The 12,245-nt window shown below is 39.1% G+C and carries 12 protein-coding genes, 1 tRNA gene and 2 pseudogenes; 5 read left to right on the top strand and 10 right to left on the bottom strand.

Features of this window, described 5'->3' with window-relative positions:
• Positions 1–60: 60 nt before the first annotated feature.
• From CZ225_RS04650 to CZ225_RS24835, 6 genes and pseudogenes are all read right to left on the bottom strand, one after another.
• Positions 61–1,239, bottom strand: coding sequence for a site-specific integrase (locus tag CZ225_RS04650; RefSeq protein ID WP_077153144.1), 1,179 nt, complete (start codon positions 1,237–1,239; stop codon positions 61–63).
• Between the two features lie 90 nt (positions 1,240–1,329).
• Positions 1,330–1,989: a MarC family protein gene (locus CZ225_RS04645; RefSeq protein WP_077153143.1), complete on the bottom strand. Its 660-nt coding sequence runs from the start codon at positions 1,987–1,989 to the stop codon at positions 1,330–1,332.
• 62 nt (positions 1,990–2,051) lie between these two features.
• Positions 2,052–2,744, bottom strand: a complete 693-nt coding sequence (locus CZ225_RS04640; RefSeq protein ID WP_077153142.1) for a YjjG family noncanonical pyrimidine nucleotidase — start codon at positions 2,742–2,744, stop codon at positions 2,052–2,054.
• Positions 2,745–2,844: 100 nt separating this feature from the next.
• Positions 2,845–3,702 carry a Cbp1 family collagen-binding glycoprotein adhesin gene (locus CZ225_RS04635; RefSeq protein ID WP_077153141.1) on the bottom strand — a complete coding sequence of 286 codons (858 nt, stop codon included), beginning with the start codon at positions 3,700–3,702 and terminating at the stop codon, positions 2,845–2,847.
• A gap of 34 nt (positions 3,703–3,736) precedes the next feature.
• Positions 3,737–4,411, bottom strand: coding sequence for a 16S rRNA (cytidine(1402)-2'-O)-methyltransferase (rsmI, locus tag CZ225_RS04630; RefSeq protein WP_077153140.1), 675 nt, complete (start codon positions 4,409–4,411; stop codon positions 3,737–3,739).
• Between the two features lie 5 nt (positions 4,412–4,416).
• Positions 4,417–4,680 (bottom strand): annotated as a pseudogene (locus CZ225_RS24835) (hypothetical protein); the annotation flags it as partial.
• Between the two features lie 1,070 nt (positions 4,681–5,750).
• On the opposite strand from CZ225_RS24835, the gene CZ225_RS04620 reads away from it, so the two are divergent.
• The 3 genes from CZ225_RS04620 to CZ225_RS04610 all read left to right on the top strand — a co-directional run bounded on the left by CZ225_RS04620 (position 5,751) and on the right by CZ225_RS04610 (position 7,665).
• The gene (locus CZ225_RS04620) at positions 5,751–6,347 is read left to right on the top strand and encodes a thymidine kinase (protein WP_077153139.1); all 597 of its coding nucleotides are present in this window, start codon (positions 5,751–5,753) and stop codon (positions 6,345–6,347) included.
• 17 nt (positions 6,348–6,364) lie between these two features.
• Positions 6,365–7,498 carry an AI-2E family transporter gene (locus CZ225_RS04615; protein ID WP_077153138.1) on the top strand — a complete coding sequence of 378 codons (1,134 nt, stop codon included), beginning with the start codon at positions 6,365–6,367 and terminating at the stop codon, positions 7,496–7,498.
• Positions 7,499–7,592: 94 nt separating this feature from the next.
• Positions 7,593–7,665: transfer RNA gene (locus CZ225_RS04610), tRNA-Lys, on the top strand.
• A 111-nt stretch (positions 7,666–7,776) separates the two neighbouring features.
• Here the strand turns inward: CZ225_RS04610 and CZ225_RS04605 are convergent.
• From CZ225_RS04605 to CZ225_RS04590, 4 genes are all read right to left on the bottom strand, one after another.
• The gene (locus CZ225_RS04605) at positions 7,777–8,745 is read right to left on the bottom strand and encodes an ISAon1 family transposase (RefSeq protein ID WP_449374844.1); all 969 of its coding nucleotides are present in this window, start codon (positions 8,743–8,745) and stop codon (positions 7,777–7,779) included.
• A gap of 10 nt (positions 8,746–8,755) precedes the next feature.
• On the bottom strand, positions 8,756–9,097 hold the full coding sequence (locus CZ225_RS04600; protein WP_077153136.1) for an ISAon1 family transposase N-terminal region protein: 342 nt from the start codon (positions 9,095–9,097) through the stop codon (positions 8,756–8,758).
• 81 nt (positions 9,098–9,178) lie between these two features.
• Positions 9,179–10,162 carry an ISAon1 family transposase gene (locus CZ225_RS04595; RefSeq protein ID WP_077153135.1) on the bottom strand — a complete coding sequence of 328 codons (984 nt, stop codon included), beginning with the start codon at positions 10,160–10,162 and terminating at the stop codon, positions 9,179–9,181.
• Entirely contained in the window at positions 10,128–10,496 is a 369-nt protein-coding gene (locus tag CZ225_RS04590; RefSeq protein ID WP_077155688.1) for an ISAon1 family transposase N-terminal region protein, read from the bottom strand. Before CZ225_RS04590 ends, CZ225_RS04595 begins: the two co-directional genes overlap by 35 nt.
• Before the next feature lie 261 nt (positions 10,497–10,757).
• Here CZ225_RS04590 and CZ225_RS23215 point away from each other — a divergent pair.
• Both CZ225_RS23215 and CZ225_RS04585 read left to right on the top strand, forming a co-directional pair.
• Positions 10,758–10,862 (top strand): annotated as a pseudogene (locus tag CZ225_RS23215) (site-specific integrase); the annotation flags it as partial.
• Between the two features lie 140 nt (positions 10,863–11,002).
• The gene (locus CZ225_RS04585; RefSeq protein ID WP_077153134.1) at positions 11,003–12,244 is read left to right on the top strand and encodes an ATP-binding protein; all 1,242 of its coding nucleotides are present in this window, start codon (positions 11,003–11,005) and stop codon (positions 12,242–12,244) included.
• The last annotated feature ends 1 nt before the right edge of the window (position 12,245 follow it).

Here is a 12,245-nt window from a genome sequence, read left to right as displayed (position 1 = left end):
AAAAAGAGGACATTGTTGCATTCCTCTTATTTTCACACTTCGCAGGTCTTGTTTTTCATATCACTCGCCGCCCAAAAGAGTGGTCCGTTCCAAATCACGCACAATGGTAATATCCATTATATTCGTGTAAACCTGAGTCGTTTTCACACTCTTATGTCCGAGTAGTTTCTGTACGGTCGTTATATTGGTTCCGTTATAAATAAGCAAAGTGGCATTGGTATGACGGGCGGTATGAAAAGAAATATGTTTATCTACTCCCGCCAGTTTAGCCAATGCATTCAATTCTTTATTCACATTTGAATTATCTTCCAATCGGAAAAAATCATTGAGGATATCTTTGTAACGTTCTAACACCAGAAGTCCTTTTCCTCCAAATAGTAGATAGAGCGGAAGACGTACCTCGATCTTGGTTTTAACGGATTTATAAATCAACCATGTCTCCTGATAAAGTTCCACAACATTAGCTGCTGTGAGATTTACAAAATCGGAATAACGCAATCCTGCATAACAGCAGAATAAAAAAGCATCCTTAACATGCTGTAACTTTTTGAACCGCCCTTCCAACTTCAGATTTTCTATCTTACGAAGTTCTTCCGGAGATAAATGCGTGTGTTTTCCTTCCACGTTTTTTATTTTATATTTCCTGAAAGCATATTTTCGGATATCCATGTATTCTTTATTGATAGCCACATTCACGTAGCGTTTCACATGTTTCATGTGTTTGGCTATTGTATTAATATGGTATCCTTTCGACTGAAGAAAATTATCAAATGAAGAAATGAACTCAAAGGTTAAATCAGCAAAGTGAATATCTTTTTTAAATTCCTGCAACAGCCGGAGAGTAGAGAGATGGTTTTGTTTGGTACATTCTTTTAACGAAGAGTTTTTTATTTCTTCTTTGACAAATGTCAGAAAGGATTTTTTCCTGTCTATTGCCGAACTGCTTACCGTATCCTTTAGTAACTCCAACGAAATTGTTTTTCCCTGCTGCCAAAGTTCCAGTTCCTTTTGTTCGAGGGTACCCACAAGTCCATAGAGCATGCGATTTAAAGCTTCTTTATTAGGATGATCTTTCACCATCCTTCTTTTAGGATCCCATTGTTCAGGTCGGAGATAAACCCTGGTTGAAAAATAAACCTTCCGTCTATTCAGATAGGCTTCTACCTGTACAAGTGCATTGCCCTTCCTATTCAACTTCTTTTTGCGGTTATATACAAGAGTATAGCTAATTTTTCCCATACTTTTAATTTTGAATTAATACTATGAACAAATTAGTTGTAGCTCTGTATAATTAATAAAAAAGAATAAGCCTCACTATTTGCAAAAACGTTATTGAATCATTCCCAACATTCCATCTTTTACAATATCGGTTAATATTGGTTTTGCTCCACTCACAAAACATTCTACTGCAATTACCATCAGAATCAACCCCATCAAACGCATCATTACATTATTGCCAGTTTCTCCCAACACATTCACCAAACGTGTAGAAGCGCGGAGAATGAAATAAGTAACGAGATAGATCAAGGCAATGGTTCCAATTAGAACTCCTTTCATCTCAAAGGTATTTGCATCTTGCATCAATACGATTGCATTGGCTATCGCACCCGGTCCACACAGCATCGGTATCCCTAGAGGGGTAATGGAGATATCGTCAGCATAAGTTTTGATTTCTTCGTCCTTCAATTTCATCGGTGTATAACGGGCTTGCAGCATGTCAAAACCTATTTTAAAGATAATAACGCCTCCTGCAATACGAAAACCATTGGTCGATATACCAAAGAATTTAAAGAGGAACTGCCCTGCAAAAACAAACACCATAATCGTTATAAACGATACAAAAGTGGCCCGACGTACAATTGCCCGACGTTCCTGATCTGTCATTCCATGTGTCATGGTGAGAAATACGGGCATGGTTCCCAAAGGATTAGTCAGTGTGAAGAACGAAGTAAAACAGAGCAAGAAGAACGGAAGAAGCGTACCATCCATAATTTTATCGTATTTTTATGCAGTTATTAAACGCAGCAAAAATACGACTTAATCCATAAAAACTACAATAAATCCATTAATTCTTTCAAAGAGTGAATCTGATAGGTAGGATAGAAAGGGAAAGAGGTCCGCTTTGCTACATTATAATAAACCTGAGCCATTCCAACCCCGTATGCACCGGTTATATCAGCTTCCCAACTATCCCCTATCATTAGTGAAGTGCACAAATCGGATTGAGTAGCGGATAAAGCAAAATTGAAGATTTCCGGCCAGGGTTTCATCACGCCTATATCTTCCGATAGAATCACCTTTCTAAAATAATGATCGATTCCTGCCGAACGCATTTTATGTGATTGCAATTCACGAAAACCATTGGAAAGGATATACATATTATAACGAGGAGATAAATATTCCAATACTTCCTGTGCGTATGGCATCAAACCGCTCTTGGTAGGAATAATCGCAAAAAAGTCTTTTGAAAATTGCTTGGCTAAAGCCTCATCATTCACTCCAACCGACTGAAGAGGAAACAAAAAACGCTGATGGTTCAGCTCGTCTTTCGTTATCTTTCCATCACCGTATTCAACCCAAAGTTCGGTGTTCCGTTGCTGATAAAGCATATAGTACTGGCTGAATGAATCAAAGTAACGATCCAACGAATAGTTATGGTATACTTCTTCAAAAGTTTCACGAGCATTCTGAGAGAAGGCCCAGATTGTATCATCAAGATCAAAAAATAAATTCTTATAGTTCATTAGTAGTTTTATATCGATATGGAAAATAAAAAAGCCAATGTACTGATTACTCAGGCATCGAGGTATCAGCACATTGGCTATTAAATAAAGATTATCTAGCTTATTTTACCAGGATAACCAGGTATTTTGATACGCTCCAGAAATCAGTAGGATTGGTAATCTTCAAAGTCAGCTGACCTTTATCGTCCTTAACTAGTTCGTAAGAACCTGCAGGATGAGCAGTCAATAACTCAGCACGCTTAGAATACAGCTTGATTTCTTTGGTTGTACGAATGTCGATCTGAGTAAAGTAGTCTTTATTGAAATCTGCACTCTTTAGTACATCTCCGCTTTCCAGAATCTTCTGAGCTTTCAATTCGGATTTGGTACCAAACACAAACCATGCAGCATTCAGGATCTTTTCCTGTTCAGCAACGGTCTTAGCTTTTGCCTCATTTTCTGCTGTCAGAGTTTCTTTAGTAGCGGCCAAATCGCTAACTGCCGCATCCAATTCCTGAATACGGATATTCTTAGAAGCTAATTCGGTTTGAAGTTCTTCAATGCGTTGCTGCTTAGCATTCAATTCTACCGTCAAAGCTTCTACGGCCTTTTTCAACTGAACAGAGTTAGATTTACTATTTTTCAACTGTGCTTGCAATTTTTCAATCTGAGTTCTGTTTTCATCCATCTGCTTAGTGATAAATTCTATATCAGAAGCAATCTGTTGTTTAGCACTAATTGCATTTTCGGTCACAGTACCACGCTGCAAATCCACACGACTTTCAGCCGCATTGATCTTACGAAAACCTTCCTGGACTTCATTGAAAATTCCCATCATATCATCCAATTCAGCATTACGCTGTGTTAATTCCATTAATAGAGAGTCATTTTCAGCTTTCAGGTCTTTACTTCCACCCTTTAAGCCATCACACGAAGCTAATATAGCTGCGCATACAAATAAAATTGCTAACTTTTTCATACGTTTACATTTTACGTTTTTAAATGAAGTTATTTTAAATGTCTATTCCTGCAAGTACTATCACAATCTCGCCACGCGGTTCGGTAGCGGTAAAGTGTTCTACCAATTCAGCCAAACTTCCACGCACTGTTTCTTCATGGATTTTGGATATTTCACGCGATACAGTTGCCTGACGTTCCGCACCGAAATACTCAACAAACTGAGTCAGTGTCTTCAACAAACGATGAGGGGATTCATAGAATACCATCGTCCGACGTTCTTCTACCAGTGCTTTCAACCGTGTCTGTCGTCCTTTCTTCTGAGGAAGAAAACCTTCGAAACAAAACTTTTCATTCGGCAAGCCCGAAGCTACCAACGCCGGAACAAAAGCGGTTGCTCCCGGAAGACATTGTACTTCGATACCGTTACGGACACACTCACGAACTACCAAAAACCCGGGATCCGAGATCCCCGGCGTACCGGCATCCGATATCAGTGCGACTGTTTCACCAGCCTTTACTCTATTAACAACGCTCTCCACCGTTTTATGTTCATTAAACTTATGATGAGATTGCATTGCATTCTTTATTTCAAAGTGCTTCAACAAGATTCCGGAAGTACGTGTATCTTCCGCTAAAATCAGATCGGCCTCTTTCAGCACTTTAATAGCGCGAAAAGTCATATCTTCCAAATTTCCTACCGGTGTGGGCACTACATATAACTTTCCCATATATCTTATGCTGATTGATTAAAATATTTTTTTAGTAGTTCCAGAAAATCATGATGAGCTTCATTCTCTTCATTGATAGTAACCTTCGAAGAAAGAAAAGCCATAGCTGCTTTATAAGAACTCATTACCGATATTTGTTCAATGACACGATTCATCAAGCTACTGTCTCCGTCAAACAATTCACGCGAAAAGCGGAAAGAGTCATTCAGACTTATAGAAGAACGTAAACCTTTCGATATTTTTATGCTTTCTCCCAAAACAGAAGTTTTAATTTCATCCTTCAGAACGGGTATGTTACTTTGCTCTTCCATGATAATTTGTGCTCTCTCTTCTACCTTTTCGTAAATAAGAACACTCTCTGTTACAGGAGCTTCTTGTACAGATAGTTCTTCCTCGGTCAGAGATTCTGTCTCTATACTACTTTCTGCTGCTTTATGAGATTCTTCTGTTTTTGGAAGTTCTTTTGCTATTTGAGGTTGCTCATCCACATATGATTGTTCTGCTGTTTGAGGTCGTTCTGCCACTTGTGACGGCTCTATTACCTCAATCTGCCCTGTTTTTTGAGATTGCTCTGTTATTTGAGATTGTCCAGCCACTTTCACTTGTGTCTGTTCTTTTATCCGAGGTCTTTCAACAACAAAAAATTCTTTCACAACAGGGAGTTCTTCGTTTCTCGTCTCTGTTACTGTAACTTCTTCCGTTAAGGTTGTTGTTATTTCCTTTACCGTTTCTTTAATAACAGGCGATTCTTCAACCAAAGCATTCTTTGTGATAGAAACGTCTTCTTTAACATCGGAATGCTCTATAACAGGAACAAAACTTTTCTCAGTCTTTTCTGTGGCTATAGAAGTCAAGGGAGTTTCCCGATCAGAATCTAATTCTTGTAGCAGTTGTTCCAAGCGCCCTTGCATTTGCAGGATATTACGCTTCAACAATTCTGTTAAAGTCGAGTTTGGTTCCTGAGAAAATGACTTCATAAGGCATTTCAACTCCTGAACATCCAACTCTATATCTGCCAATAGTTTCTGTTTCATGTCCCTTTATCATTAATTTATTATGCGAATTTAGAAATAAATTGTGCAATAACTTAAAATAAAGAATAATTTAACAGTTCTTATATATAAGAGATTCTGCTTTAAAAGCTTCACTTAAACATATATATGGAGATTTTCTAGTAAAATATCGGAGATATCTTACAGTAGATATACCAATCTTAGTTTCTTACCACCAGCTTAATAAAGGAATACGAAAAATAAAAACTTCTCCTTTAACAATGAAATTTCCAAGGTTATATTACCTTTGTACACATATTCATTTAACAAAGATAACACAAAATCACATGGTTTTATTTTCAGAAGATCACATACTAGAAACTAGAAGAAGAGGTAGAATAGAAGTTATTTGCGGTTCTATGTTTTCAGGGAAAACGGAAGAGCTGATTCGAAGAATGAAGAGAGCACAATTTGCCAAGCAGCGTGTAGAGATATTCAAACCTGCCATTGACACACGTTACTCCAAAGAAGAAGTTGTTTCCCACGACAGTCATTCTATTGCATCTACCCCCATCGACTCATCGGCTAGTATTCTATTGTTCACTTCCGAAATAGATGTTGTCGGCATTGACGAAGCACAATTCTTTGATAATGGTCTGGTTGACGTATGTAATCAACTTGCCAACAATGGTATTCGTGTGATCATCGCAGGATTGGATATGGACTTTAAAGGAAATCCATTCGGTCCGATGCCTCAATTATGCGCTATTGCCGATGAGGTTTCTAAGGTACATGCAATCTGTGTAAAATGTGGTCAGCTAGCCTCCTTCTCTCACCGTACAGTGAAAAATGACAAACAAGTTCTTTTAGGTGAGACCGCAGAATATGAACCTTTATGCAGAGAATGTTATCTTCAGGCATTAGAGAAAGATAAACAAGTATAATCTCAATAAGAACAGATATGGAAAGGAAGAAGATTACATTTGACAGTTTTATACGTGGCTCTATCGGATTGGCTTTAGCAATAGGAATATTAATGTTGGTACAACGTTTAAGCGGAGTGTTATTACCTTTCTTCATTGCCTGGCTAATTGCCTACATGATTTATCCTTTAGTAAAATTCTTCCAATATAAATTACGTTTAAAGAGCCGGATTATATCCATTTTTTGTGCTCTGTTTTTGATTACAGTTGTCGGAGTTGCTTTATTCTATCTGTTAGTACCACCAATGATCACAGAAATGAGTAGGATGAATGATCTTTTAGTTACTTACCTCACCAATGGGGCAGGAAATAATGTTCCCAAGACGCTTTCTGAATTTATCCATGAGAACATTGACTTACAAGCATTAAACCGTCTATTGAGTGAGGAGAATATTCTTGCAGCTATCAAAGATACGGTTCCTAAGATGTGGGCTTTAGTGGCAGAGTCTCTCAATATTATTTTCAGCATTTTTGCTTCTTTCATCATACTATTATATGTTATCTTCATATTATTGGATTATGAAGTTATAGCCGAAGGATGGTTGCACCTGCTCCCCAACAAATATCGTAAGTTTGCCTCTAATTTGGTTTACGATGTACAGAACGGCATGAACAAGTATTTTCGCGGCCAAGCTCTTGTAGCATTTTGTGTAGGAATTCTCTTCAGTATTGGTTTTCTAATTATCGATTTCCCAATGGCTATCGCCCTGGGACTTTTCATCGGTGCTCTGAACATGGTTCCTTACTTGCAAATAATAGGTTTTTTCCCTACAATTATATTGGCCATCCTCAAAGCTGCCGATACGGGACAGAACTTCTGGGTTATCATAGCATGTGCATTAGCAGTTTTTGTCATCGTTCAAGCCATACAAGATACTCTACTTGTTCCTAAGATCATGGGAAAAATTACAGGATTAAATCCTGCAATTATCCTTTTATCACTCTCTATTTGGGGGTCATTAATGGGAATGCTAGGCATGATCATCGCCTTGCCACTCACAACTTTAATGCTTTCCTATTATCAACGCTTTATTATCAACAAAGAACAAATAAAATATGATGAGGTAGAAGTTATTGATAATCAAGAGACAAGCAATAAAGAAGAAAAATAATTAGCACTTTTTTCCACAAAATGCTTGCAGATTAAATAAAAGTCACTACCTTTGCACCCGCAATCAGGAAATAACTGATTTGCAAATAAGGATTGATTCGCTAGCTCAGCAGGTAGAGCACAACACTTTTAATGTTGGGGTCCTGGGTTCGAGCCCCAGGCGGATCACTTGAAAATCAAGCGGTTATCTAAAACAGATAATCGCTTTTTTCTTTATATACACTATATTTTGGATCACCCACAAAACGGATCAACGTAAAAACCTGAGGGATTTTCATTTTATGCATATAACCTAGTTAGTCTGTATAAAAAGAAAGCCTTATCCCTAACTCCTCTAAACTGTGCTCTGAATGCTTTGATCTTAGCATTGAACGACTCTGCTGCAGCATTGGTTGCTCTCCTTTCAAAGAAGTTGATAATATTCAGATAGTGTGTTTGTATAGAACGTGCCACCCTTCCAAATGTGAGGAAACCTGACTTATCCACTTCATCATACCACCTTGCAAGCCTTGTCAAAGCAATATCCTTAAACTTACACTGATGATAGATTAAACCTAACCGCATAGCCAGATAATATCCTTTCTTTATATCGGGATATTCCTTGAAGAGAATTTCAGCTCGTATTCTTTGAGACTGGGTCCATAATGACTCCTTCTTGTAAAGCAGATAAATACTTCTTGCCAGCAATTGCTTCCTTGTATCTCCATTAGCGAAAACAGGGGCATGATACATCTTTCCGCAGGCCTTTGCATAAGCAATCTGAGTGGATTCTTCATCCAAAGCCTCCCAGCGAGCTTTCACACGCATCTCCTGAACGGCTTCATAAGCTAATTTCTGTACATGAAAACGATCGGTAACACGCTTGGCCGCAGGAAAGCAAGTCCGGGCAATCTGTTCCATATTAGGAGCCATATCCAAGGTTATCTCACGCACCTGGTAACGGCGACGACGGGATAACTTAAGCAAAACAGAGGTGACTGTACAGACATCCGTACCCTTAATGATAGCGATAATACTACCTTTACCACCGTGAGCTTCTTTATTGATCAGTACAGTATAGAGTTCTCCACGCGAGAGAGCCACCTCGTCAATGCAGATATAAGCACCGATATTCTTTTCGAACAACAACCAATCCTCTGCATGGACTAGTTGATCCCAATTAAGGTAATCGCTTAGATGGTTACGGTATTGACGCTCCAATAATTCTCCGTCAACTCCATATAAAATCCCTAATAGCTTGCAACTGATCGGATAGTTATCAATATAGTTCTTTTAAAAAAGACGCAAAATCTTGCGTCAAACGAGTGCCTTCGGCTACCATACGCCAGTTACGGCAGATATACTCATTACTCTTTTTTAATATCCAGCGACGGCGACGAATGTTAAGGAAGACCTTCTTGCCACGAAGGGGGAAGTCTTGAACGACAACAGGATCATAGAAACCTTTGCTTTCTGTATCCTGATCGGAATACTTCTGGGGAACAATATTCTTCTCTTCAAGGTAAATAACAACTTCATTCACGCTTTCCTTCACATCAACAAGGTCAAAGTAATCCAAAGTGCCTTCAGGAAGAAGAAGGCGATAACCGTTTAATTCCATAATCAATTAATTTGGAGGCAAAGATAACAATTTAGAATTTTAACCCCTCAGATTTTTACGTTGATCCACAAAACCCTGTGTTTATGCATATAGTTTTGCTAACCTAAACAAGAAGAACTTAATATCCACTACTCCTCTGAGCCGGGCTCTAAATGCTTTGATCTTAGCATTGAATGATTCAGCGGCAGCATTGGTTGATCTGCGTTCATAAAAGTTTAGAATTTCATCATTATGCTCGTATATGGTAGCGGCTATGGTGTTAAATGAGTCAAATCCTGATTCTCCGACTTCCCTATACCACTTAGCTAAATTCGTTCTTGCTCCTGCTTTTATAGACCTTTTGTTGAATATCATTCTTAATGAGTGGCTTAATCCATAGGCTCGTTTAATATCCGGATATTCATTGAATAATATTCTGGCACGCACCTTCTGGCTCTCACTCCATTTCTCTGCTGACTTAAAAAGTAAATATCTGCTCCTGATCAGCAACTCCTTACGTGTGTCCCCATTTTCAAAGCGGAAAGGCTCATATTTATTTCCCATACCTTTAGCTTCTTCCCGTGCATCGGTATCTGCCTGAATAGCTTCCCATCGATGACCGACACGTATTTCCTGTACCGCATCACATGCCAACTTCTGTACGTGGAAACGGTCTATCACACGAATGGCTCCGGTAAAGCAACGGCGAACAATCTTGCGCATGCTATCCGACAAATCTAACGTAACCTCCTTTACTATTTGCAGTTGTTCTTCCGGTATCTTCTCAAGCACTTCGATGACATCCTCAGACTTTGTACCCTTCACAATAGCTACTATACTGCCTTTTCGTCCATGGGCTTCTTTGTTGGTCACAATGGTATATAGCTCACCATTAGAAAGAGAAGTCTCGTCAATACTCAAATATGGACCCAGATTCTCAGCAAATAAAAGCCAATTCAAGGCATGATCTATCTGAGGCCAAGACCTAAAATCACTCAAATACTCTTTGTATTGCCGCTCGAACTGATCACCGTCAATATAGAAGTATTTCTCAAGAGAGCGGCCCGTAATCGGGTATTTCTCCAAGCAATCCTTTTAAAAAAGCCGCAAACTCAGGTGAGTGGCGGGTACCTTCTGCTACTAATTTCCAGTCTTTGGAAACGCTTTTACCTTCAGCACTTTTCCAGCGACGACGACGTACATGAAGAGTCACTTTATGATTGCGGATAGGAAAGTCACGAATACAGGACTCTTCATGGAAACCATTGGGCTGCAAATCAACATCGGAATCCGGTGGAAGATTTTTCTCTTCAAGATAAAGATGGAGTTCGGAACCAACTTCCTCGACACGACATAATTCAAAATGGGTGAATAACTCACCCGGAAGGATATATTGAGCTAACTGAAAATAAGGGTTCATAAGGAATTTCATTTAAGTATTTTGCAAATGTACGACTTTGAAAGGGAAGAAAAGAAAGAAAACACAGGGTTTTGCAGGTGACCCAAAAAAAGGGGCACGAAAAGACACGGTTGAGTATCCAAATCGTACCCCCTTCCCCAAAAAACGATTAGGGGGTACGATTGTCGGAAAATGGCTTACTTTTGACGTGATTTGTCTATACTCTATTTATCTCATTTTCAGTGATTAAAATTAGTTTTGCAATCTAAAAAAAGTGAGATTATGAAGAATGAAAAGAGTACATTCAGCGTATTGTTTTACCTGAAAAAAGACAAGATAAAAAAGAATGGTTTAGTACCCATTCATGCCCGTATTACAATCAACGGTTTGTGGTACATTACACCACCTGATATCATGCTAAGATAACCAACGATATGCTTGTATTGGATAAAATACCACTTATTTTATCCAATACAGTGATTTTATTGAATAAAAACTACTATATTTGCAGTCTAAAACAGATTGCGATGAAAACAACGATACTCAATCAGCGGGCAGAACGTGATGAACTTATGTCACGCCCCTACCAACAGCGTCATACCAAATATGACGCTGAAGAACTGCTGCAAAATCCGCTTATCAAACTTATAACTGGACCTCGTCGCGTTGGAAAATCGGTTTTTGCCCTGCTTATGTTGCAAGGTCGGAATTTCGCCTATCTCAATTTCGATGACAGCCAACTGCTTGAAAAGTGGGATGAGGATTTGGTTATGTCAGCACTTGATGATGTCTATCCCGGTTATGATTTCATGCTGCTTGATGAAGTCCAGAATCTTCCCGACTGGGATTTGTGGATTGGCAAACTCTATCGTCGTGGGAAGAACTTGATAATCACGGGCAGCAACGCCAAAATGTTGAGCCGCGAAATGGCAACCGTTTTAACAGGGCGTTATATTCAGATTGAAATGTTGCCTTTCAGCCTTGAAGAAACAATGAGCTGGAAAAATGTCAATCCGCTGCTTGAGGAACATTCCGTACAGGCGATAATGCTGACCGACGATTATATGCGCAACGGTGGATACCCGGAAACTATCCCGACCCGGAGTATTACCAAAAGTTATCTTTCAACGCTGTTTGATTCAATTCTGCTGAAAGATGTTGCCAAACGCCATAAAGTACGAAACACGACCGATTTATACGACCTTGCCACATATCTGCTATCAAATTTCTGCAATCCGATTTCAGCCAACGACCTTGCGGTAGAACTTGGGCTTTCAAGCGTGACCACGACAAAGAAATATTGCGACTATCTAAACGAGCCATATCTTTTCTTCTATTTGCCCCGCTTTAACAACAAACTGAAATTGATGAACAAAGCACCGAAAAAGGTATATGTTGTTGACAACGGATTTGTACAAAGCACGGCTTTCAACCTTAGCGAAAATCTCGGCAGATTGTTGGAAAATCAAGTGTTTGTAGAACTGTTGCGCCGTGGCTATACTCCCGGTCAAACGCTATTCTATTACCGTACACGCAACGACAAGGAGATCGACTTCGTTACCCGCAAAGGGACAAAGGTAGAGCAATTAATCCAAGTATGCTATGACATGACCTCCGAGAAAACCCGTAAACGCGAACTTGATGCCCTTGTTGAAGCCGCCGAAGAACTCCACTGCGACAACCTCCTTGTCATCACCAACGAACAACAGGAAGAAATTGAATGGAGAACAAGTAAAAGAATATCAATTATCCCAATTCGCAAACTATAAA

It is taken from the genome of Bacteroides bouchesdurhonensis, from assembly GCF_900155865.1.
Taxonomy (GTDB): Bacteria; Bacteroidota; Bacteroidia; order Bacteroidales; family Bacteroidaceae; genus Bacteroides; species Bacteroides bouchesdurhonensis.
The sequence above is the reverse complement of the archived record's forward strand: the minus strand, read 5'-3'. Positions and strand labels throughout refer to the sequence as shown.

Excerpts from the sequence above, each read along its gene's own strand:
- CZ225_RS04590 (WP_077155688.1), bottom strand. The coding sequence starts at position 10,496 with ATGAACCCTTATTTTCAGTTAGCTCAATATATCCTTCCGGGTGAGTTA.
- rsmI (WP_077153140.1), bottom strand. The coding sequence starts at position 4,411 with ATGGGAAAGTTATATGTAGTGCCCACACCGGTAGGAAATTTGGAAGAT.
- CZ225_RS04640 (WP_077153142.1), bottom strand. The coding sequence starts at position 2,744 with ATGAACTATAAGAATTTATTTTTTGATCTTGATGATACAATCTGGGCC.
- CZ225_RS04600 (WP_077153136.1), bottom strand. The coding sequence starts at position 9,097 with ATGGAATTAAACGGTTATCGCCTTCTTCTTCCTGAAGGCACTTTGGAT.
- CZ225_RS04615 (WP_077153138.1), top strand. The coding sequence starts at position 6,365 with ATGGAAAGGAAGAAGATTACATTTGACAGTTTTATACGTGGCTCTATC.
- CZ225_RS04620 (WP_077153139.1), top strand. The coding sequence starts at position 5,751 with ATGGTTTTATTTTCAGAAGATCACATACTAGAAACTAGAAGAAGAGGT.
- CZ225_RS04650 (WP_077153144.1), bottom strand. The coding sequence starts at position 1,239 with ATGGGAAAAATTAGCTATACTCTTGTATATAACCGCAAAAAGAAGTTG.
- CZ225_RS04635 (WP_077153141.1), bottom strand. The coding sequence starts at position 3,702 with ATGAAAAAGTTAGCAATTTTATTTGTATGCGCAGCTATATTAGCTTCG.
- CZ225_RS04645 (WP_077153143.1), bottom strand. The coding sequence starts at position 1,989 with ATGGATGGTACGCTTCTTCCGTTCTTCTTGCTCTGTTTTACTTCGTTC.
- CZ225_RS04585 (WP_077153134.1), top strand. The coding sequence starts at position 11,003 with ATGAAAACAACGATACTCAATCAGCGGGCAGAACGTGATGAACTTATG.